Consider the following 21,770-nt stretch of genomic DNA (forward strand, 5'->3'; position numbering starts at 1 on the left):
ACAACGTGGAAAACCTCCCCTCCGCGGCCAAAGCGATAGGAGCGCGGGGTGAAATTTTGTAGGTTGCGCCGCCCATGACAATGCAACAGCCGATCCCTGTACCGCCCCCCGACGATACGCCCGCGCCGCAGGCGGAAGCTGCCGCGCGCGTGACCCCGATGATGGAACAGTACCTTGAAATCAGGGCGGCGCATCAGGGTCTCTTGCTGTTCTACCGGATGGGCGACTTTTACGAACTGTTCTTCGAGGACGCAGAGATCGCCTCCAGGACACTCGGCATCGTCCTGACCAAGCGCGGCAAACATCAGGGCGCCGATATCCCGATGTGCGGCGTGCCGGTCGAGCGCTCCGAGGATTATCTGCACCGGCTGATCACCGCCGGCCACCGGGTCGCGGTGTGCGAGCAGACCGAGGATCCCGCCGCCGCCAGGGCGCGCGGCAACAAGAGCGTCGTGCGCCGCGGCGTGGTGCGCCTGGTCACGCCGGGCACGCTGACCGAGGACACGCTGCTCGACGCGCGCGCCAACAATTACCTGCTGGCGCTCGCGCGCGCGCGCTCATCGGCGGGCGGTGACCGCTTCGGCCTCGCCTGGATCGACATCTCGACCGCCGAGTTCACGGTGACGGAATGTTCGGGCGGCGAACTCGCCGCGACGCTGGCGCGCATCAATCCGAACGAGGTGATCGTCACCGACGCGCTCTATAACGATAGCGAGCTCGGACAAACCCTGCGCGAGCTGCCGGCGGTGACGCCGCTAACCCGTGACGTCTTCGACGGCGCCACCGCCGAGAAGCGGCTGTGCGACTATTTTGCCGTCGCGACCATGGATGGACTGTCGCAGCTGACGCGGCTGGAAGCCACTGCCGCCGCCGCCGCCGTCACCTATGTTGACCGCACCCAAGTCGGCAAGCATCCGCCGCTGTCGCCGCCAGCGCGCGAAGCCTCGGGTGCGACCATGGCGATCGATCCGGCGACGCGCGCCAATCTCGAACTGACGCGGACGCTGGCCGGCGAACGCCGCGGCTCGCTGCTCGATGCGATCGACTGCACCGTGACCTCGGCCGGCTCGCGCCTGCTGGCGCAGCGGCTTGCCGCGCCGCTGACCGATGCGGCGGCGATTGCGCGGCGGCTCGATGCCGTCGGCAGCTTCGTTGCCGACTCCGCCGCGCGCGAGGACATCCGCAGCATCCTGCGTGGCGCCCCGGACATGTCGCGGGCGCTGGCTCGTATATCCGTCGGCCGCGGCGGTCCGCGCGACCTCGCCGGCCTGCGCGACGGCATCATCGCCGCCGACCAGTTGCTGACGCGGCTTGATGAACTCGACCAGCCGCCGCAGGAGATCGCCGTGGTGATGGCGGCGCTGCAAAGGCCATCGCGCGGGCTCGCGGCGGAATTCGCCAAGGCGCTCGACGATCAACTGCCGCTGATCAAGCGCGACGGCGGGTTCGTTCGCCAGGGCTATGAGCCTGCGCTGGACGAAACGCGAAACCTGCGCGACGCCTCGCGCCTGGTGGTCGCCTCGATGCAGGCACGCTACGCCGACAACACGGGTGTGAAGGGTCTCAAAATCCGGCACAACAACGTGCTCGGCTATTTCGTCGAGGTCACCGCGCAGCACGGCGACAAGCTGATGTCGGCGCCGCTGAACGCAACCTTCATCCACCGTCAGACGCTGGCCGGCCAGGTCCGCTTCACCACCTCGGAACTCGGGGAGATCGAAGCCAAGATCGCCAATGCCGGCGACCGCGCACTCGGGCTCGAGCTCGAAATTTTCGAGCGGCTCTGCGCCAAGGCGTTGGCAATCAGCGAGGAGCTGCGCGCCGCCGCCCACGCCTTTGCGCTGCTCGACGTCGCGACGTCGCTTGCCAAGCTGGCGATCGACGAGAACTATGTGCGGCCCGAGGTGGACTCGTCTCTTGGCTTTGCCATCGAGGCCGGCCGCCATCCGGTGGTCGAGCAGGCCTTGAAGCGTAATGGCCAGCCGTTCATCGCCAATGCCTGCGATCTCTCGCCGGGCCCTGCGCAAAAGTCCGGCCAGCTCTGGTTGCTGACCGGTCCGAACATGGCCGGTAAATCGACCTTCCTGCGACAGAACGCGCTGATTGCTCTTCTTGCTCAAATCGGAAGTTTCGTGCCGGCGACACGCGCGCGGATCGGCATCATCGACCGCCTGTTCTCGCGTGTCGGCGCCGCCGACGATCTCGCCCGCGGCCGTTCCACCTTCATGGTCGAGATGGTCGAGACCGCCGCGATCCTCAACCAGGCCGGCGAGCGCGCGCTCGTGATCCTCGATGAAATCGGCCGCGGCACCGCGACCTTCGACGGTCTCTCGATCGCCTGGGCCGCAATCGAGCACCTGCACGAGAGCAACCGCTGCCGCACGCTGTTCGCGACGCATTATCACGAGCTGACGGCGCTCTCCGCCAAACTGCCGCGGATGTTCAACGCGACCGTGCGGGTGAAGGAATGGCAGGGCAACGTCGTGTTCCTGCACGAGGTGTTGCCGGGTTCGGCCGATCGCTCCTACGGCATCCAGGTCGCCAAGCTCGCGGGCCTGCCGCCGGCCGTGATCACGCGCGCCAAATCGGTACTGGCGAAGCTGGAAGCCCAGGACCGCGGTCAGACCGCGCGCGCGCTCGCCGACGATCTGCCGCTGTTCGCAGTGCCCTCGCGCGCCGCCGCGGAAGCCGCTCCGCCGAGCGAGGCCGAACTGCTGATGGCCGCGGTGAAGGCGCTGCATCCGGACGAGATGTCGCCACGCGAAGCGCTCGATGCGCTGTATGCCTTGAAGGCCAAGCTGCCGAAGCAGTGAAGGTGCCGTAGGGTGGCTTACGCTGCGCTAATCCACCCTACGCCTCTGACCGTTACGCCCTCGCCGCGATCGCCGCCGCTTCTGCGGCGGCGCGCTGCATGCTGGTCGACATCTCGTTGGTCACCGTGCTCTGCTCTTCGATTGCCGCGGCCGTCGACGTCACATATTCGCTGACGTTGCTGATGGCCGTCTTGATCGAGCCGAGCGCGCTCACGACGTCGCCGGAGATGCCGTTGAGACTGCCGATCTCGGCACCAATCTTGTCGGTGGCCTGCTTGGCCTGATTGGCGAGGCTCTTCACTTCGGAAGCAACTACGGCGAAGCCGCGGCCGGCTTCGCCAGCGCGGGCGGATTCGATGGTGGCGTTGAGCGCCAGGAGATTGATCTGCCCGGTGATGTTGTTGATGAGCTCGACGATCCCGCTCATCGCCAGCGCCGCTTCAGTGAGGCGCTGGGCCTGGGCATCAGCGGACGCGACCTGCTCCACTGCGCTCATCGCCGTCTCGCGCGATTTGGTCATGGCCTCGGAAATCTCCCGCACCGAGGCGTTCAGTTCCTCCGAACCCGCGGCGACCGATTCCATCATGCCGCGGACACGCTCGTTGCCCATGCGGACCAGCACCTGCTTCGTGACGTCGGTCGCATATTTCACGACCTTGAACGGCTTGCCATTGAGATCCATGATCGGGTTGTAGGAGGCCTGGATATAGACCTCCCTGCCGCCCTTGCCGAGACGCTTGTATTCGGCCGCCTGGTACTGACCGCGGTTGAGCGCCGCCCAGAACTCGCGATAGCCATTGCCATCGCGCTCCGACGGCTCGACGAACATGCTGTGGTGCTTGCCCTTGATCTCGGCCAGCGAATAGCCGAGCGCGCCGAGGAAATTGGGGTTGGCGGTGATGATCGTACCGTCCATGTTGAACTCGATCACCGCCTGCGCCTTGTCGATCGCCGCGATCTGGCCCGCAAGGTCGGCATTCCTGAGCTTCTGTTCAGTGACGTCGGTCGCGAACTTCACCACCTTGGTGGGCCTGCCCTTCTCGTCGAAAACGGGATTGTATGATGCTTGGATCCAGACTTCCTTGGCTCCCTTGCCGATCCGCTTGTATTCGGCGACCTGATATTCGCCGCGGTTGAGCGCGGCCCAGAACTCGCGATAGGCCGGGCTTTCGCGTTCGACAGACGGAACGAACATGCTGTGATGTTTGCCCTGGATCTCGTTCATCGTGTATCCGAGCGTACGCAGGAAATTCTCGTTGGCGGTGAGGACCGTGCCATCCATCGCGAACTCGATGACCGCCTGTGAGCGGTTCGCGGCCGCAACCTGCCCTCCGAAGTCGAGGTTCTGAAGGCGGATTGACGCATCGGACCATTCCACGACAGTTCCGGCCCGGCTGCCGTCTTCGTTCTTCAGCGGTGTCGCGACGAGGTCGAATTTGTGGCCACCGACCTGGATCATCGCGCGATGCACCGCGCTGAGGCTCGCCAGCATCTGGCGCTGATGCTGGGGATTCTTATGAAACACATCGATGTTGGTTCCAACGAGCGTAGCCACGTTGAAGTGGGGCAGTTCTTTCTTGAGGTCGGGCTCAGCGGCGCGAAGCAGGTCTGTCACCGCGTCATTCATGTAGACGATGTTCAGGTCGTTGTCGGCCACCATCAGGTTGGCGCTCACGGCCTTGGCAGCCATCATAACCAATGCACCGCTGTTCGACTTGCGCTTGAACATGGTCTCTCCAAATTGGATCTGGTTGTGCTCGGTGCCATGGACCGATGGCCGAAAAAAAATGGCGTTGAATGCTAAACTGGACGCCAACGAGTCCAAGTATAGGACGCAAGCTGAAACAAACCGCTAACTAAGCTATCGATAAAAGGCATGCGCGAGTGATTGAAGAACGCTCGAAACAACCTGCACCGAAGCGACGGCGAATCGGCAGATGAATGATCGTTCAATGACTTAGCGCGGCAACGATGCCTGGCAAGGACGAAAAGTGCACTGCATGCTGCAATTGCTGCGGCGCGTCGGCTCACCACCGTAGTACTCCGGGTGACTTGCGGCTCGCCGCAAAAAGTCTGCGGGACGATACTGTCAGGCCTGGTTGCCTCTCAGCTTCCGCCGGCCCCTCCACCACAGCGTCAGATTCCAGGTCACGCAAGTGCCAAGCGCAAGAGAGAGTCCGGCGGCGGAGCCGAACCACGCCACCGCGACGTGCAACACGGCGATCGCCATTCCGAATCCGAGCAGGCCCCAGGCCGAATTGGCCAACACCGCGGCGGTCGGCGGACCGCCGATGCGCGGATGCAGGATCACCATGATGCTGGTGAACACCACTGGATACAGCGCGATGATGCCGCTGATCCGGGGACCGACCCAGTCCGAGGTCGAGACGACGATCGCGACGAGGGTCGCGACCAGTGCAGCCCGCATCGGCACGTCATACCAGCGCCGCGTCACCAGTGGCATCTTCACGTGGCGATAGCCCGCGAGCAGCGGAATGCAGATGCCGAACGCGATCAGATTGGCGGCGAGCCCGGCGGTGAGCGGCCAGTCGAACTGCTTGATGATCGATGCGAACACGATCCAGACCGCGACCGCGCTTCCGCAACTCACCAGAAGGCTGCGCCGCTGTGCCAGCACCACATAGGTGACGCACATGAAGATCGTCGCTGCATTGACCGGCAAGCTCGACAGCGCGCCCTGTGCGATGAAGGCGGCATCGTGGTCGAGCGCGAGGAAGACGTAGGATGGTCCGGCCGAAACCGGCAAGGTCGCGACCAGCGCGCCGATCACCGGCCCTGAGCGCTCGGTGATGATCGACGCCGTCACGACGAACGCCGCCGCAACCATCATGCGCAGAACGAGGATGAGAATGAAGTGGAGCTCGGGGGACATTTTTTCTTCGTCGTCCTGGACAAGCGAACGGAGTGAGCGCCGATCCAGGACCCATAACCACAGGCTTCGCTGTGTTAGACGGTCGTAGTCGCCAGTATCGCGACACAATCGGCGTCGGGGATAATGGATCCTGGCTCCAGTGCGCAGTTGCGCACAAGGCCAGGACGACACCGATTGTTGGACTGCGGTCGCGCCTTACATCCGCTGCATCGAGACCGAGACCTTCGGGCCGTTCTTGATGGTCTGATAGACCACGCAATAGCGCTCGGTGAGCTTGAGCAGCAGGTCGAGCTTGTCTTGCGGAGCATCGGTGTCGACGTCGAAGCGCAGACGGATCTCGGCGAAGCCGACCGGGGTCTCCTTGTCGACGCCGAGCGTGCCGCGGAAATCGAGATCGCCCTCGGCGTAGACGTTGCCGGTCTTCAGGGGCACCTCGATCGCGGTCGCGACCGATTTCAGCGTGACGCCGGCGCAGGCGACCAGCGCCTCGAGCAGCATGTCGCCGGAGCAGAGCTCGAGGCCGGAGCCGCCGGTCCCGGGATGCAGGCCGGCCATTGCGATGGCGCGGCCGGTCTCGACCTTGCAGGCGATGCCTTCGCTGTCGGTCGAGCCCTTGGCCTTCAACGTGATCATCGCGGTCTTGGGATCGGTCTTGTAGCGCTCCTTGATCGGGGCCTGCATCTGGCGCAGTGCTGCGGCGTCCATTTTGTCTCTCCCGGGAAAATCGTTTCTACGAAGTACCGGCTTGCGATGTACCGGCTCAGAGAGAAATTGTCACCACCACATGGCCTGACCGGGACCCTGGGTTGCGTCACGGTCGGGCACGCTGCGGTCGAGCGAACGGTCGAGTGACGTCAGCACACTTCGCTTGAAATTCTCGAACAGCGGCGAATTGCGGTCGCGTGGCCGGCCCAGATTGATCTCGATCTGGTCGAACAGCCGGCCCGGCCGCGGCCGCATCACCAGCACGCGGTCAGCCAGCACCACGGCCTCGTCTACGTCATGGGTGACGAGGATGAGCGTCGGCCGCGTGTCGGCCCAGAGATCGAGCAGATGATCCTGGAGGTCCCTGCGGGTGAAGGCGTCGAGCGCCGAGAACGGCTCGTCGAGCAAGAGCACCTCGGGCTGCGGCACCAGTGCGCGGGCGATCGCGACGCGCTGTGCCTGCCCGCCGGAGAGCTCGCGCGGCCAGGCCTGCGCTTTCTCGGCGAGCCCGACACGCTCCAGCGCACGCGCCACCTTCTCACGTCGCTCGGTCGCGGGCCCATCGGCAAGACCAAAGCCGATATTATCGGCGACGCTGAGCCAGGGCAGCAGGCGCGGCTCCTGGAAGATGATGCCGATCTTGGCATGCGGCGAGGCGATCGCCTCGTTGTCGAGCGTCACCGTGCCCGAGCTTGCGCGGTCGAGGCCCGCAATGGCGCGCAGCAGCGTGGACTTGCCGCAGCCCGAGCCGCCGATGATGGCGACGATCTCGCCTTGCCTGATCTCGGCGGAAAAGCGCGCCAGCGCCTGCACGCCGTTAGGATAGGTCTTGCTGACCCGGTCGAGCGCCAGCATCGCCTTATGCTCCCGTCGTACGCCCGAAGGCGTCCTGCCAGCGCAGGAAGGGCGCGGCCGCAATCTCGATCAACCAATCCGTAAGCTTGCCAAGGATCGCGAAGATCACGATGGCGGCGAGGATCTGCGCGGGCTTGCCGAGCTGTTGGCCATCGAGCAGGAGATAGCCGAGGCCTTCGGACGCGCCGATCAGCTCGGCTGCCACCACGAACATCCAGCCCAGACCAAGACCGACGCGCAAGGACACGACATAGGCCGGCAGCACCGCGGGCAGCAGGATACGGCGGATCATGGCAGGTCCGGAGAGACGGAAGGTGCGTCCGACCTCGACGATCTTGCGATCGACGATGAGGATCGCGCCCATCACGCCGAGATAGACCGGGAAGAACACGCCGACCGCGATCAGCGCGATCTTCGAGGTCTCGAAGATGCCGAGCCAGAGGATGAACAGCGGCACCCAGGCCAGCGATGGGATTGCGCGCAGCGCCTGCACGGTCGGATCGAGCAGCTGCCGCGCCAGCGACCAATAGCCGGATATGGCGCCGAGCAACGTGCCCGCGACCACGCCGAACGCGAAGCCGAGGCCGACACGCCACAGCGTTGCGGCGATGTGACGGAACAGTTCGCCGGAGCGGGCAAGGTCAGCGATGGTGGCGAACACGCGCGAGGGCGGCGGCACCAGCCGGCCGTTGGACCAGCCGAACCAGACCAGGAACTCCCAACCGAGCGCGAGGGTGAGCGGCAGCAACACACCCAGCAATGGACGCGCATAACGCGACAACCACGAAGGCGCAGCGGCGCTTTCGGCCGGTTCCGTGGTCTGTTGCAGGACTGGCGCGTCGGAGATCATGGCGGGTAGGAAGCGCGTCTTGTACGAGATTGCAAGAGCGCGCGGCATTCTCAGCCGTCGTCCCGAACAGCGCAGCGGAGCGCAGATCCGGGACCCATAACCACAGGGAGAAGTGGTTACGGGGACTCGGAGTTGCCCTTGGCCCCAAACTGCTTCCTGTGGTTATGGGTCCCGGGCTCGCTTCGCCCCCCGGGACGACACCGGAGTTTGCCGCGCGCCCGTGGTTAATTCGTCGGCAGCGGGACCTGATCGTCGATCAACGCATCCAGCGTCGCCTTCACATCGACCTTGGCGTCGACGACGCCGGCCTGTTGCAGGGCGAGGCCCGCGGCGAGGATCGATTCGCGCTGCGGTGCGCCGATGCGGCTGTGGGTAAGCTCGGTGCGCTCCTTGAGCTGCTTGTCGACGACAGGCTCAGGCAGCTTAGTCACGGCGATGAAGGTCTTCTTGAGCTCGTCGTAATTCGCCAGCGAATACTTTCGCGCTTCCTCGTAAACGGCGAGCACGCGGCGGGCGGCGTCCGGATGATCTTTCAAAAACTGCTCGCGCACATTGAGGATGCCCCAAGTGTTGGCGTCGGCCTTGCGGTAGAACAGTTTCGCGCCGTCCTCGACCTCGGCCTGCGCCATCATCGGATCGAGCCCGGCCCACGCATCGACGTCGCCGCGGATCAGCGCGGTCTTGCCGTCGGCGTGCTGGAGCAGCACCGGCGTGATGTCCTTTTCGGTGAGACCTGCGCCAAGCAGCGCGCGCACCAGGAAGATGTGCGGATCGGTGCCGCGCGTCACCGCGACGCGCTTGCCCTTGAGGCCGGCCACATGGGCGATCTTGGAATCCTTTGATGTCACCAACGCCGTCCATTCGGGACGCGAATAGACGTAGATCGACTTGATCGGGTTGCCGTTGATACGTGCAACCAGCGCCGCCGAGCCCGCGGTCGAGCCGAAGTCGATCGAGCCCGCATTGAGGAATTCGAGCGCCTTGTTGGAGCCGGCGGACTGCACCCAGGTGACGGTGACGCCGTCCTTGGCGAACTCCTTTTCCAGGAGCCCTTTCTGCTTCAGGACCATCGACACCGGATTATAGGTCGCCCAGTCGATACGGATTTCCTTGAGCGGATCCGCCGCCCGTGCCGCCGGGGACACGGCAAGAGCGACCGCTCCCGCAAAAAGTGTCCGTCGTGTAATTCTGGTCATGCCCGGCCTCCTCCAAAACTTCATTGTTTTTCAATGAGTTATATCTAGAGGTCAACGAGAAAATCCACCCCTCGAAAGCGCGCCGGCTGAGAACAGCTTTGCCCAAAGCCGCACGTTTCCAGCATGGAACGACTATTGCGAGAGAATGGCGGGTGACAGCGCCTGCCGCCTCTTATATCCGGTGAGACATGGACAGCGTCGCAACTGAGCACAAGGCCGAGGTGGACGATCGCTTCGACACCGCGCGGATCACCGCCGCGGTCGATGCGCTTGCCGAGAAGCACCAGGGACGCGAGGACGCGTTCCGCACGGCGATGGCGCAACTGCTCAAGGCCGAGCTGATCGCGTCGCGCGCCGCGGCACAGACGATCCTGCTGAAGGACCGTCACGGCCGGCGCTGCGCCGAGCGGCTGTGCCACGTACAGGACGAGATCATCCGCATCTTGTATTCGGCCGCGACCCGCCATCTCTACCGCTCGCCGATCCCGAGCGGCGCCGAGCGCATGGCCGTGGTGGCGACCGGCGGCTATGGCCGCGGCCTGATGGCTCCCGAGTCCGACATCGATCTGCTCTTCATCCTGCCCTACAAGCAGACCGCCTGGGGCGAGCAGGTCGCGGAGGCCATTCTCTATTGTCTGTGGGACATGGGGCTGAAGGTCGGTCACGCCACGCGCTCGGTCGACGAGTCGATCCGGCAGGCGCGAGGCGACATGACCATCCGCACCGCGATCCTGGAGACGCGCTTCCTCACCGGCGACCGGCCGCTCTATGACGAGCTGGTCGCCCGCTTCGACAAGGAGGTCGTGCAAGGCACTGCGTCCGAGTTCGTCACCGCGAAACTCGCCGAGCGTGAGGAGCGGCATCGCCGCGGCGGCCAATCGCGTTATCTGGTCGAACCCAACGTCAAGGACGGCAAGGGTGCCCTGCGCGACCTGCACACGCTGTTCTGGATCGCGAAGTACGTCTACCGCGTGAGCGACACCGACGAGCTGGTCGACCGCGGCGTCTTCGACGCGCAGGAATACCGTACCTTCCGCCGCTGCGCCGACTTCCTCTGGTCGGTGCGCTGCAACCTGCACTTCCACTCCGGCCGCGCCGAAGAGCGGCTCTCCTTCGACCTTCAGCGCGAGATCGCGGTCCGGCTCGGCTACACCTCGCATCCCGGCATGCAGGACGTCGAGCGCTTCATGAAGCACTACTTCCTGGTCGCCAAGGAAGTCGGCAACCTAACCGCCATTCTCTGCGCCAAGCTCGAGGACCAGCAGGCCAAGCCCGCGCCGGTGCTGAGCCGGATGATGGCGCGGCTGCGCCCCACCGCGGTGAAGCGGCGGGTTCCCGACAGCGACGACTTCATCGTCGACAACAACCGCATCAACGTCGCCGCACCCGACGTCTTCAAGCACGATCCGGTCAATTTGATCCGCATCTTCCGCCTGGCGCAGAAGAACAATCTCGCCTTCCACCCGGACGCGATGCGCGACGTGACGCGCTCGCTTGGCCTGATCAACGCGCAGATGCGCGAGAATCCCGAAGCCAACCGGCTGTTCATGGAGATCCTGACGTCCGACAACGCGGAAATCGTGCTGCGGCGGATGAACGAGACCGGCGTGCTCGGCCATTTCATCCGCGCCTTCGGCAAGATCGTCTCGATGATGCAGTTCAACATGTATCATCACTACACCGTCGACGAGCATTTGATCCGCTGCGTCGGCTTCCTCCAGGACATCGAGCGCGGCGGCATCGAGGAATTCGCGGTGGCGAGCGACCTGATGCGCAAGATCCGGCCGGAGCATCGCTCCGTGATCTACATTGCGACGCTGCTGCACGACGTCGCCAAGGGCCGGCCCGAGGATCACTCGATCGCCGGGGCCAAGGTGGCGCGACGGCTCTGCCCGCGGCTCGGCTTCAGTCCGGCCGATACCGAGCTCGTGGCCTGGCTGATCGAGGAGCATCTGACTATGTCCACGGTCGCACAGTCGCGCGATCTCTCCGACCGCAAGACCATCGAAAATTTCGCCGCCGTGGTGCAGTCGGTCGAGCAGATGAAGCTCTTGACGATCCTGACCACCGCCGACATCCGCGGCGTCGGTCCGGGCGTATGGAATGGCTGGAAAGCGCAGCTCTTGCGCTCCCTCTACTACGAGACCGAACCGGTGCTGACCGGCGGCTTCTCGGAGGTCGACCGCGGCAAGCGCCTCACGGCCGCATACGCCGAATTCCGTAACGCCTTCGCGGAATGGCCGGCGGAAGAGCTCGACGCCTATATCGGCCGGCACTATCCGGCCTATTGGCTCAAGGTCGAGCTGCCGCGCAAGATCCGCCACGCGCGCTTCGTCCGTGCCAGCGAGCAGGCCGGCCACAAGCTCGCGATCAATGTCGGCTTCGACGAGGTGCGCGGCGTCACCGAGCTGACCATCTTCGCCGCCGACCATCCCTGGCTGCTGTCGATCATCGCGGGCGCCTGTGCCTCGGCCGGCGCCAACATCGTCGATGCCCAGATCTACACCACGACCGACGGCCGCGCGCTCGACACGATCTCGATCTCCAGGGAATACGACCGCGACGAGGACGAGGGACGGCGCGCCACGCGGATCGGCGAGATGATCGAGGACGTGCTGGAAGGCAAGCTGCGTCTGCCCGAAGTGGTGGCGCGGCGCACCGTGCGCGGCAAGGCGCGGCCGTTCGTGATCGAGCCGGAAGTGACCATCAACAACCAATGGTCAGACCGCTACACGGTGATCGAAATGTCCGGCCTGGACCGGCCCGGGCTGCTCTACGAGCTGACCACCGCGATCTCGAAGCTCAACCTCAACATCGCCTCGGCCCATGTCGCGACCTTCGGCGAGCGCGCCCGCGACGTGTTCTACGTCACCGACCTCCTGGGCGCACAGATCAGCGCGCCGACGCGGCAATCCGCGATCAAGAGCGCGCTGACCCACGTGATGGCGGGCGACAAGGCGGTTCAGCCAGCGGCGTGAGGACGGCTGCGCGCCTCTCCTCTCGTCATTACGGGGCGCCGCGCAGCGGCGAACCCGGAATGACGACAGGCGGATATCTAGACCGCCACGCCTTCATGCCGCAGCAGCCAGCGCTTGCGCTCGAGGCCGCCGCCATACTTCACCAGAGAACCATCGGCGCCGATCAGGCGGTGGCACGGCAGTACCACGCTGATCGGATTGGAGCCGTTGGCATGGCCGACGGCGCGAATGGCCTTGGGCGTGTCGATCCTGGCGGCCAGCGCGCCATAGCTCATCGTGGTGCCGGCAGGGATTTGCGCCAACGCATTCCAGACCTTCTGCTGGAATGGCGTGCCGGCGATGCGCCAGGCGATGCCTGAGAGCTGGCCGAGATCGCCGTCGAAATAGTCCGACAGCGCAGTCCGCATGGCTGCTGGCGCGGGCTGGTCATTCAGCTCCACCACACCGTAGTGCAGCCGCAAGAGCTCGCGCATGCGGTGCTCGTAATCCTCCCAGTCGAGCGCGCGCAAGGCGCCCGCGGCGTCGGTGACCAGCAGCGCAATCCCGATCGGCGTCTCCAGCCGATCGAGGCCAAAGCTTACAGGTGGTTTGGTCAGTCGCGCGGGCATTGCGGCACCATGGCATCGAAACACGCCATCGCACTTGCCACGCCCGCCGTGCTAGCGTCCACCCGAAAGCTGACGCTGGGGGAGCTCAACTTGATCTGGATCGCGAATATTTTGGTGGCGCTGGTCGCCGCACTGCACGCTTACTTCCTGATCCTGGAGATGTTTCTCTGGGACAAGCCGCAGGGCCTGAAGGTTTTCCGCAACACGCCGGAGAAGGCAGCGATCACAAAGGTGCTGGCCGGCAACCAGGGGCTCTATAACGGCTTCCTGGCCGCAGGTCTGGTCTGGGGGCTGGTGCACGGCAATCCGGCCTTCGCGTTCCAGATCAAGGCGTTCTTCCTGCTCTGCGTGATCGTGGCGGGCGCTTATGGCGCAGCGACCGTCAGCACCCGCATCCTGATGGTGCAGGCGCTGCCGGCGGCGCTCGCGCTGTTGGTCTTGTTCGTGACCTGAGACGCCATAACGCGGCGCCGCGATCCTTGCGCGTCGCCTGCCGTTCCTCCACAATCTCCGACAGCGATGGCGACCGTTGGCAATCAACGGGAAAAGACCGTCGGCCGGAAATTCCGTCAGGAGGAACAACCCCCCATGAGCAATCGCAGAGCCTTCATCACTGCCACGGCGGCGCTCGCCTTCGCGTTCTCCGCCAACCAAGCCTTCGTCAGTGAAGCCCTCGCCCAGAAGAAATACGACACCGGCGCGAGCGACACCGAGATCAAGATCGGCCAGACCGTGCCGTTCTCCGGGCCCTATTCCGTCTACGCCAATATCGGAAAGACCCAGGCCGCCTACTTCAAGATGATCAACGATCAGGGCGGCATCAACGGCCGCAAGATCAATCTGATCCAGTATGACGATGCCTATTCGCCACCGAAGACGGTCGAGCAGGTGCGCAAGCTCGTCGAAGGCGACGAGGTGCTGTTCACCTTCCAGATCATCGGCACGGCCGCGAACGCCGCCGTACAAAAATATCTCAACGGCAAGAAGATCCCGCAGCTGCTGGCCTCGACGGGCGCCGCGCGCTTCAACGATCCGCAGAACTATCCCTGGACCATCGCCTATAATCCCAACTACGTGTCCGAGGGACGCATCTACGCCAAGTACATTCTCAAGGAGCATCCGAACGCCAAGATCGGCGTGCTCTACCAGAACGACGACATGGGCCGCGACTATCTCGCGGGCCTCAAGAGCGGTCTCGGCGACAAGGCCGCCGGCATGATCGTCGGCGAGGTGTCCTACGAGGTCACGGATCCGACGGTGGACTCGCAGGTGGTCAAACTGAAATCGTTGGGCGCCGATCTTTTCTATGATGCCTCGACACCCAAGTTCGCGGCGCAGGCGATCAAGAAAGTCGCCGAGCTCGGCTGGACGCCGGTGCACATTCTCGACATCAACGCGAGCCCGATCTCGGCGACGCTGAAGCCGGCCGGCCTCGACATCTCCAAGGGCATTATCTCGACCCAATACGGCAAGGAGCCCGGCGATCCCCAGTGGAAGGACGATCCGGGCGTGAAAGCCTTCTTCGCCTTCATGGACAAGTATTTCCCCGAAGGCGACAAGCTAAATACCGTCAACACCTACGCTTATTCAGTTGCCGAATTGCTGACGCAAGTGCTGAAACAGTGCGGTGACGACCTGTCGCGTGAGAACGTGATGAAGCAGGTCGCCAACATCAAGGACTTCACCCCGAGCTTCGCGCTGCCCGGCATCAAGATCAACACCGGGCCGAACGACTACCGCGTCAACAAGCAGATGCAGATGATGAAGTTCAACGGCGAACGCTGGGAGCTGTTCGGCCCGATCATGGAGGATGCGGGTCCAGCGGGTTAGTTACTGGGTAGGGTGGGTTAGCGCAACGTAACCCACCTCTTTGATTTCCGCGGAAAAAGAAGTGGTGGGTTACGCCCAGCGGACTGCGCTTTGCGCAGCCGCAGGGCTAACCCACCCTACGAACGCGCACCTTGCCCTGCGGTAATCGTTCCTCCACACTCGCCCGTAGCGATGGCATCGGACGCACAGTGCGCCCGGCAGACCGTCGGCAACAACAAACCGAGGAAATGCGAATGAGGAATGGAATTCTGCATCTGGCCACGGCAACGGCGCTGACCCTGGCGCTGTCGGTCTCGGCGGCCAATGCCCAGAAGAAATATGATCCGGGCGCCAGCGATACCGAGATCAAGGTCGGCCAGACGATGCCGTTTTCTGGACCGGCGTCGGCCTATTCGTCGATCGGCAAGACCCAGGCCGCCTATTTCAAGATGATCAACGACCAGGGCGGCGTCAACGGCCGCAAGATCAATCTGATCCAGTATGACGACGCCTACTCGCCGCCGAAAGCCGTGGAGCAGATTCGCAAGCTCGTCGAGAGCGACGAGGTCCTGCTGACCTTCCAGATCATCGGCACGCCGGTGAACGCAGCTGTGCAGAAATATCTCAATTCGAAGAAGGTGCCGCAACTGTTCGCGGCGACCGGAGCCTCGAGGTTCACGGATCCGAAGAACTTTCCGTGGACGATGGGCTTCAACCCCAACTACTTCGTCGAAGGCCGCATCTACGGACAGTACATCCTGAAGGAGCATCCGAACGCCAAGATCGGCGTGCTCTATCAGAACGACGACCTCGGCAAGGACTATCTGAACGGCATCAAGGCCGGCCTCGGCGACAAGGCTGCCAAGATGATCGTGACTGAAGCTTCCTACGAAGTCTCCGATCCGACTGTCGACTCGCAGATCCTCAAGATCAAGGATGCCGGCGCTGATTTGTTCTTCAGCGCCACCACGCCGAAGCAGGCGGCCCAGGCGATCAAGAAGATCGCCGAGATGGGCTGGCATCCCGTGCAGATCGTCGACATCAACGCCACCTCGGTCGGCGCGGTGCTGAAGCCGGCCGGCCTCGACGCCGCCAAGGGCCTGATCAGCGTCAATTACGGCAAGGAACCGCTCGATCCGACCTGGAAGGACGATGCCGGCCTCAAGAGGTATTTCGACTTCATGGCCAAGTATTATCCGGATGGCGATAAGGACTCGAACTTCAACACCTACGGCTACAGCACGGCGCAGCTGCTGGTCCATGTGCTGAAGCAGTGCGGCGACGACCTGACGCGCGAGAACGTGATGAAGCAGGCCGCGTCGCTGAAGGACGTGACCAGCGACACCGCGCTGCCCGGCATCAAGGCCAACACCTCACCGACCGACTACCGCGTCAACAAGCAGCTTCAGATGATGAAGTTCAACGGCGAACGCTGGGAGCTGTTCGGCCCAATCATTGAGGATGCGAGTCCGGCGGGTTAGTTCTGCACGGTCATTCCGGGCTGGCGCGCGAGCGCCAGACCCGGAATCTCGAGATTCTCAGGTGCGCAATTGCGCACCTGAGTTCGATGCTTTCGCATCGCCCCGGAATGACGTGGCTCTACTCCGGTATCTCGCCAAAGTTCTTCCCCACCGGCAGCACCGCATGCCGAATAAGCCGTGAATCCTCCACCGCGGCCTGCCTGTGCTTCACCGCTTCGCGATAGACGGGATCGCGGATCATCTCGACGAAGGCGGCGACGCTTGGGTATTCGGCGATGAAGCAATGGTCCCAGCGCTCAGTCTCGGGGCCGATCAGCATCAGCTCGAATTTGCCCTGCCAGACGATGCGGCCGCCGAGGCGTTCGAACACCGGCCCGCTCTCGCGGCCATAGGCCGCATAGGCTTCCGCGCCGCTTGCCTTGCGGCCGTCGGGATAGGCCGCCTCCTTGCGCAAGCGCACCAGGTTGAGCATGTGGATCGGACCGGGGCGGTCGTTGTCCCGGAACTGCGCGAAAATCTCCTTGGTCGGATCGATGTGGCCCATCTGAGTTCCCTGTTGTTTTATGCGGGCGATCCTAGCTCTGCCGTCCAGCCAGCGGAACTGCGGCCAGCGAATGCCGCACCTCCTAATCGCGCGTTAAGCTCTGGGTAACCGGGCCTTAAACAGCGACCGCTAGCGTGCGGCGGGGCGGGCTGACCGGGCGTTGCGTATGGGGTTGGGAAAGAAAAAGAGTGGGCGCAAGGAGCCGCTGTTCGGCTTGCCTGCAGCACTCGCCGATCTGCGCCTGACCCCGGCCGACCGCATTCCCGGCGGCGATGACAAGCCGAAGAAATCAACGAAATCATCTGCCAGGCGCAAGAGCGAGGATGCCGGCGACGAGCCGCCGCGCGAGCGGAAGGCGCCGGGCGGGCGCGGCAGTGCCAAGCGGCGATCGAAGTCGCGCATCGGCGCTGGTCTTGGTCGCCTGGTCTATTGGGGCGCGGTGCTGGGCCTGTGGGGGGCGATCGCGGTGATCGGCGTCGTGATCTGGGTCGGCGCTCATCTGCCGCCGATCCAGTCGCTGGAAATCCCCAAGCGGCCACCGACGATCCAGATCGTCGGCATCGACGGCAGCATGCTGGCGCAGCGCGGCGAGATGGCCGGCGCCAACGTCTCGCTGAAAGATTTGCCGCAATATCTGCCCAAGGCGTTCATCGCCATCGAGGATCGCCGCTTCTATTCGCATTTCGGCATCGATCCCGTCGGCATCCTGCGCGCGCTCGTCACCAACGTGCTCCATCGCGGCGTGTCGCAGGGCGGCTCGACGCTGACGCAGCAATTGGCGAAAAACCTGTTCCTGACCCAGGAGCGCACCATGGCGCGCAAGCTGCAGGAAGCGGAGCTCGCGATCTGGCTGGAGCGCAAGCATTCCAAGAACGAGATCCTGGAGCTCTATCTCAACCGCGTCTATTTCGGCTCCGGCGCCTATGGCGTCGAGGCAGCTGCGCAGCGCTATTTCGGCAAGTCGGCCAAGAACGTCACCGTCGCGGAGGCCGCGATGCTGGCCGGCCTCGTCAAATCGCCCTCGCGGCTCGCGCCGAACCGCAACCCCGAGGGCGCCGAAGCGCGCGCGAAAATCGTGCTCACGGCGATGGCGGATGCCAAATTCATCACCGAGGCGCAGGCGCAGGCCTCGATCGGCCAACCCTCCTACAATGTGAAGCCGGTCGGCGCCGGCACGATCAATTACGTCGCCGACTGGATCGGCGAGGTGCTGGACGATCTGGTCGGCCAGATCGACGAGAGCATCAAAGTCGAGACCACGATCGATCCGAAGCTCCAGAGCGTGGCGGAAGCCGCCATCATCGACGAGCTCGCGGCCAAGAGCGTGAAGTTCAATGTCAGCCAGGGCGCGCTGGTGGCGATGACGCCGGACGGCGCGGTTCGCGCCATGGTCGGCGGCCGGAACTATTCCGAGAGCCAGTACAACCGCGCGGTCACCGCCAGGCGCCAGCCGGGCTCCTCGTTCAAGCCGTTCGTGTACCTGACCGCGCTCGAGCAGGGGCTGACGCCCGACACGCTCCGCCAGGACGCGCCGATCGAGGTCAAGGGCTGGAAGCCTGAGAACTACACGCACGAATATTTCGGCGCGGTGACGCTGACCCAGGCGCTCGCGATGTCGCTCAACACGGTCGCCATCCGCCTCGGCCTCGAGGTCGGGCCGAAGAATGTGGTGCGCACCGCGCACCGGCTCGGCATCACCTCGAAGCTCGAGCCCAACGCCTCGATCGCGCTCGGCACCTCCGAAGTCTCGATGGTCGAGCTGGTCGGCGCCTATGCACCTTTCGCCAATGGCGGCTTCGCGGCGACGCCGCATGTCGTCACCCGGATCAGGACGCTCAGTGGCAAGCTGCTCTACATGCGCCAGGCGGACGAGCACAACCAGGTGGTCGACCCGCGCTATGTCGGCATGATGAACGCGATGATGCGGGAAACGCTGATCAGCGGCACCGCCAAGAAGGCGGAGATCCCGGGCTGGCCGGCGGCCGGCAAGACCGGCACCAGCCAGGACTACCGCGACGCCTGGTTCATCGGCTACACCGCCAACCTCGTCACCGGCGTGTGGCTCGGCAATGACGACAACTCGCCGACCAAGAAGGCGACCGGCGGCGGCTTGCCGGTCGAAGTCTGGTCGCGCTTCATGAAGACGGCGCACGAGGGCGTGCCGGTGGCAGCCTTGCCGAGCTCGCAAGGCAGCTGGGGCCTGTCGAATCTCGCGCAGGCGGCATCGCAGGTGTCGCCGCCGACAGCGGCAGCGCCCGCACCGGCACCTGTCAACAACGGCGGCTATCGCCCGCCCCCCACGCGCGCCAATGCGCGACCGGAAGCAGCGGCAGGACTCGATGGCTGGCTGATGGACCGGCTGTTCGGCGGAAATCGCTAGGTTCTGCTTGAGGTCGCGATGACCTCAAAACAAAAACTGCGAAAACAACCCCATGCACAGTAGCCGAGGATAGCGAAATCAACGGCTTGCGCGGGCAGCAAAGACGCTTGAAGCGCGCGCTGGGCTGTCATTCCTCGCGAAAGCGGGAAATCCAGTACGCCGCGGCTTCTCGATTAATCACTAAGGCCTCTGGAATACTGGATCGCCCGCTTTCGCGGGCGATGACAGCGTCACGTGAGGCATCAACGAGGCCTAATCCTCGACCCCGTAGCGGTGCAAATCGTTGCCGTACGTATCGAGCCACTTCTTGGCGCGCTCCATCGACGGGCAGACCTTGCCGCAGACGCGCCAGAATCGCGCCGAGTGGTTCATCTCGACGAGATGGGCGACCTCGTGCGCGGCGAGATAGTCGAGCACGTAGGGCGGCGCGAGGATCAGGCGCCAGGAGAACGACAGCGAGCCGGCCGAGGTGCAGGAGCCCCAGCGGCTGGATTGATCGCGGATCGAGAGCCGCTTGACCTTGACGCCGAGCTCGACGGCGTAGGATTCCGCCGCACGCTGAAGATCGCGACGCGCCTCGCGCTTGAGGAAGTCGCTGACGCGACGGTCGGCATGCTCGACGCCGCCGGCGACGCAGAGAATGCGTTCACCGCTATCGCGCACTTCCGTCCACACCGTACCGCGCGTGCCGGCGCGATGAACGATGCGATGAGAAACGCCGCGAAGCGGTATCACTGTGCCAGGCTGGAACGGCGCGGCCTTCGGCAAACGGCCGAGACGTGCCGCGATCCATGCGCCGTGGCGCTGCGCGAAGTCTTTTGCTTCGGCGAGCGTGCCGCGCGGCGGCATGGTGAGGATGGCTTCGCGATCGCTCGGATGAATTCTGAGCGTGTAACGACGCGCGCGGCGATGCCGGCGCAGCCGAATCGCAAAATATTGCGATCCATGGGTGATCAGGAGGGTCTTCGGCTCGTGGGGCCGCCGATAGAGGAGTGCGCGAGTGGCCATGTCTGTCAGTCCGGGGGGCAGGAGAGCGCCCGGATTCTGCCATAACCGCCGCCAGGGAAAGCGCTCGGCGCAAAAACAAATCATTTGCCCAATATACAGGGGTCTGGCGTCCGGGAGACCCTACAGACTGGGGTCGGAACCGGCTTTTTTCGCCCCCATCCGGCGCATGCGGCACCCCCAAGGGGTGAGGTTGGACTCACTCCTACAAAGCTACCTAAATACCGCGAATCTGGCGGGAACTCACCCCCGTCGGAGCCTCCGACAGGGCGTCGATTTTCAGCGGGAAAGCCGAAAAACGCGATTATTCGGCCGCGAGCGCCTGCAATGAGCTCGGATTCGCCGCCGAGACCATGAAGTCGTGGATGCGCGGCACGATTTCCGATTTGAAGCGCGAGCCATTGAACACGCCGTAATGTCCGACGCCCTTCTGGACGTAATGAACGCGGCGATGATCGGGAATCGAGCTGCACAATGTGTGCGTTGCTTCGGTCTGACCGATACCGGAGATGTCGTCGTTCTCGCCTTCGACCGTCATCAACGCGACGCGCGTGACCTTGGAGGGATCGACGCGTGTTCCACGATGGGTCATCTCGCCCTTTGGCAGCGAATGCTTCACGAACACGGTGTCGACGGTCTGCAGGTAATACTCGGCGGAGAGATCCATCACCGCGAGATATTCGTCGTAGAAGTCACGATGCTTGTCGACGAGATCGCCGTCGCCCTTCACCAGATTGGCGAACAGCTGCTTGTGGGCATCCATATGCCGGTCGAGATTCATGCTGATGAAGCCGTTGAGTTGCAGGAAGCCCGGATAGACGTCGCGCATCATGCCCGGATGCGGGAACGGCACCTTGGTGATGACGTGGTTGCGGAACCAGTCGATGCCGCGCTCCTGGGCAAGGTTGTTCACCGCAGTCGGATTGCGGCGGGTGTCGATCGGGCCACCCATCAGCGTCATTGAGGTCGGCACGAAGGGATCACGGCGCGCTTCCATGATCGAAACGGCGGCGACGACGGGAACCGAGGGCTGGCACACCGCCAGCACATGCGTGTTGCCGCCGAGGACGTGCAGCATCTCGATGACGTAGTCGATGTAGTCGTCGAGATCGAAACGGCCGTCGCTAAGCGGCACCATGCGGGCATCGGCCCAATCGGTGATGTAGACCTCATGCGCCGGCAGGAAAGCCTCGACCGTGCCGCGGAGCAGCGTCGCGTAATGGCCGGACATCGGCGCTACGATCAGCACGCGCGGTTGCGGGCTGCGTAGCGGACGGGTGAACTTGCGATCGAAGTAGAGCAGGCGGCAGAACGGCTTTTCCCAGACCGAGCGGACCTCGACGGGGACACGGATGCCGTTGACCTCGGTGTCGTTGAGGCCCCATTCCGGCTTGCCGTAACGGCGCGTGGTGCGTTCGAACAATTCGCAGGCCGCGGCAACCGACTTGCCGACCTCGGTGCGTGCCCATGGATTGAGGGGATTTTGAAACAGCAGCTTGGTCGCGTCCGTGATCGCACGCGCCGGATTGAGAGAGGCTTGCCCCATCTCGTACATCCAGTACATCGGCGTCGTCAGGACCGGACTGCCTTCGGCCACCAGGGGCGGCGCGCCGCCAAACTCACCAATCGGCATCGCTATATTCCTCTTCGCAT

At 64.1% G+C, this 21,770-nt stretch carries 16 protein-coding genes; 6 read left to right on the forward strand and 10 right to left on the reverse strand.

All coding sequences use genetic code 11. The features are described from left to right. The first annotated feature begins 74 nt into the window (after positions 1-74). A complete protein-coding gene (gene mutS / locus AC0L2J_RS25870) occupies positions 75-2,813 on the forward strand; it encodes a DNA mismatch repair protein MutS (RefSeq protein ID WP_473394945.1) in 2,739 nt (912 codons plus the stop codon). A gap of 52 nt (positions 2,814-2,865) precedes the next feature. Here mutS and AC0L2J_RS25875 read toward each other — a convergent pair whose 3' ends face one another. From AC0L2J_RS25875 to AC0L2J_RS25900, 6 genes are all read right to left on the reverse strand, one after another. Next, positions 2,866-4,542, reverse strand: a complete 1,677-nt coding sequence (locus AC0L2J_RS25875) for a methyl-accepting chemotaxis protein (RefSeq protein WP_007615981.1) — start codon at positions 4,540-4,542, stop codon at positions 2,866-2,868. Between the two features lie 360 nt (positions 4,543-4,902). Continuing rightward, positions 4,903-5,706, reverse strand: coding sequence for a hypothetical protein (locus AC0L2J_RS25880; RefSeq protein ID WP_473394946.1), 804 nt, complete (start codon positions 5,704-5,706; stop codon positions 4,903-4,905). A 195-nt stretch (positions 5,707-5,901) separates the two neighbouring features. Then, positions 5,902-6,411, reverse strand: coding sequence for an OsmC family protein (locus tag AC0L2J_RS25885; RefSeq protein ID WP_007615985.1), 510 nt, complete (start codon positions 6,409-6,411; stop codon positions 5,902-5,904). Positions 6,412-6,480: 69 nt separating this feature from the next. Further along, on the reverse strand, positions 6,481-7,266 hold the full coding sequence (locus AC0L2J_RS25890; RefSeq protein ID WP_007615986.1) for an ABC transporter ATP-binding protein: 786 nt from the start codon (positions 7,264-7,266) through the stop codon (positions 6,481-6,483). A gap of 4 nt (positions 7,267-7,270) precedes the next feature. Then, positions 7,271-8,116, reverse strand: a complete 846-nt coding sequence (locus tag AC0L2J_RS25895; protein ID WP_473394950.1) for an ABC transporter permease — start codon at positions 8,114-8,116, stop codon at positions 7,271-7,273. A gap of 224 nt (positions 8,117-8,340) precedes the next feature. After that, the gene (locus AC0L2J_RS25900) at positions 8,341-9,312 is read right to left on the reverse strand and encodes an aliphatic sulfonate ABC transporter substrate-binding protein (RefSeq protein ID WP_473394947.1); all 972 of its coding nucleotides are present in this window, start codon (positions 9,310-9,312) and stop codon (positions 8,341-8,343) included. A 188-nt stretch (positions 9,313-9,500) separates the two neighbouring features. Between AC0L2J_RS25900 and AC0L2J_RS25905 the strand changes: the two genes are divergently transcribed. Next, entirely contained in the window at positions 9,501-12,290 is a 2,790-nt protein-coding gene (locus AC0L2J_RS25905; RefSeq protein WP_007615990.1) for a [protein-PII] uridylyltransferase, read from the forward strand. Positions 12,291-12,367: 77 nt separating this feature from the next. On the opposite strand, the gene AC0L2J_RS25910 is transcribed toward AC0L2J_RS25905, so the two are convergent. After that, a complete protein-coding gene (locus tag AC0L2J_RS25910; protein WP_007615991.1) occupies positions 12,368-12,898 on the reverse strand; it encodes a methylated-DNA--[protein]-cysteine S-methyltransferase in 531 nt (176 codons plus the stop codon). Positions 12,899-12,907: 9 nt separating this feature from the next. Here AC0L2J_RS25910 and AC0L2J_RS25915 point away from each other — a divergent pair, with 9 nt between their 5' ends. The 3 genes from AC0L2J_RS25915 to AC0L2J_RS25925 all read left to right on the forward strand — a co-directional run bounded on the left by AC0L2J_RS25915 (position 12,908) and on the right by AC0L2J_RS25925 (position 16,188). Beyond that, positions 12,908-13,351, forward strand: a complete 444-nt coding sequence (locus AC0L2J_RS25915) for a DUF1304 domain-containing protein (protein ID WP_473394948.1) — start codon at positions 12,908-12,910, stop codon at positions 13,349-13,351. Positions 13,352-13,486: 135 nt separating this feature from the next. Next, positions 13,487-14,728: an ABC transporter substrate-binding protein gene (locus tag AC0L2J_RS25920; RefSeq protein WP_035975290.1), complete on the forward strand. Its 1,242-nt coding sequence runs from the start codon at positions 13,487-13,489 to the stop codon at positions 14,726-14,728. 233 nt (positions 14,729-14,961) lie between these two features. Continuing rightward, positions 14,962-16,188, forward strand: coding sequence for an ABC transporter substrate-binding protein (locus tag AC0L2J_RS25925; RefSeq protein ID WP_007615994.1), 1,227 nt, complete (start codon positions 14,962-14,964; stop codon positions 16,186-16,188). A gap of 118 nt (positions 16,189-16,306) precedes the next feature. On the opposite strand, the gene AC0L2J_RS25930 is transcribed toward AC0L2J_RS25925, so the two are convergent. Then, a complete protein-coding gene (locus tag AC0L2J_RS25930) occupies positions 16,307-16,732 on the reverse strand; it encodes a DUF1330 domain-containing protein (RefSeq protein ID WP_007615995.1) in 426 nt (141 codons plus the stop codon). A gap of 166 nt (positions 16,733-16,898) precedes the next feature. Between AC0L2J_RS25930 and AC0L2J_RS25935 the strand changes: the two genes are divergently transcribed. Continuing rightward, positions 16,899-19,112 (forward strand): transglycosylase domain-containing protein, encoded by a 2,214-nt coding sequence (locus tag AC0L2J_RS25935; RefSeq protein ID WP_473394949.1) that lies wholly within the window; start codon positions 16,899-16,901, stop codon positions 19,110-19,112. A 252-nt stretch (positions 19,113-19,364) separates the two neighbouring features. On the opposite strand, the gene AC0L2J_RS25940 is transcribed toward AC0L2J_RS25935, so the two are convergent. Then, positions 19,365-20,204: a M48 family metallopeptidase gene (locus tag AC0L2J_RS25940; RefSeq protein WP_007615997.1), complete on the reverse strand. Its 840-nt coding sequence runs from the start codon at positions 20,202-20,204 to the stop codon at positions 19,365-19,367. A gap of 217 nt (positions 20,205-20,421) precedes the next feature. Next, positions 20,422-21,750: a polyhydroxyalkanoate depolymerase gene (locus AC0L2J_RS25945; protein ID WP_007615999.1), complete on the reverse strand. Its 1,329-nt coding sequence runs from the start codon at positions 21,748-21,750 to the stop codon at positions 20,422-20,424. Between the last annotated feature and the right edge of the window lie 20 nt (positions 21,751-21,770).

It is taken from the genome of Bradyrhizobium sp. MV1.5 (assembly GCF_055807615.1).

Coding starts and splice junctions, on each gene's coding strand:
- AC0L2J_RS25935 (WP_473394949.1), top strand. CDS start 16,899: ATGGGGTTGGGAAAGAAAAAGAGTGGGCGCAAGGAGCCGCTGTTCGGC.
- AC0L2J_RS25945 (WP_007615999.1), bottom strand. CDS start 21,750: ATGCCGATTGGTGAGTTTGGCGGCGCGCCGCCCCTGGTGGCCGAAGGC.
- AC0L2J_RS25885 (WP_007615985.1), bottom strand. CDS start 6,411: ATGGACGCCGCAGCACTGCGCCAGATGCAGGCCCCGATCAAGGAGCGC.
- AC0L2J_RS25880 (WP_473394946.1), bottom strand. CDS start 5,706: ATGTCCCCCGAGCTCCACTTCATTCTCATCCTCGTTCTGCGCATGATG.
- mutS (WP_473394945.1), top strand. CDS start 75: ATGACAATGCAACAGCCGATCCCTGTACCGCCCCCCGACGATACGCCC.
- AC0L2J_RS25920 (WP_035975290.1), top strand. CDS start 13,487: ATGAGCAATCGCAGAGCCTTCATCACTGCCACGGCGGCGCTCGCCTTC.
- AC0L2J_RS25905 (WP_007615990.1), top strand. CDS start 9,501: ATGGACAGCGTCGCAACTGAGCACAAGGCCGAGGTGGACGATCGCTTC.
- AC0L2J_RS25895 (WP_473394950.1), bottom strand. CDS start 8,116: ATGATCTCCGACGCGCCAGTCCTGCAACAGACCACGGAACCGGCCGAA.
- AC0L2J_RS25890 (WP_007615986.1), bottom strand. CDS start 7,266: ATGCTGGCGCTCGACCGGGTCAGCAAGACCTATCCTAACGGCGTGCAG.
- AC0L2J_RS25925 (WP_007615994.1), top strand. CDS start 14,962: ATGAGGAATGGAATTCTGCATCTGGCCACGGCAACGGCGCTGACCCTG.
- AC0L2J_RS25940 (WP_007615997.1), bottom strand. CDS start 20,204: ATGATTTGTTTTTGCGCCGAGCGCTTTCCCTGGCGGCGGTTATGGCAG.
- AC0L2J_RS25910 (WP_007615991.1), bottom strand. CDS start 12,898: ATGCCCGCGCGACTGACCAAACCACCTGTAAGCTTTGGCCTCGATCGG.
- AC0L2J_RS25875 (WP_007615981.1), bottom strand. CDS start 4,542: ATGTTCAAGCGCAAGTCGAACAGCGGTGCATTGGTTATGATGGCTGCC.
- AC0L2J_RS25900 (WP_473394947.1), bottom strand. CDS start 9,312: ATGACCAGAATTACACGACGGACACTTTTTGCGGGAGCGGTCGCTCTT.
- AC0L2J_RS25930 (WP_007615995.1), bottom strand. CDS start 16,732: ATGGGCCACATCGATCCGACCAAGGAGATTTTCGCGCAGTTCCGGGAC.
- AC0L2J_RS25915 (WP_473394948.1), top strand. CDS start 12,908: ATGGCATCGAAACACGCCATCGCACTTGCCACGCCCGCCGTGCTAGCG.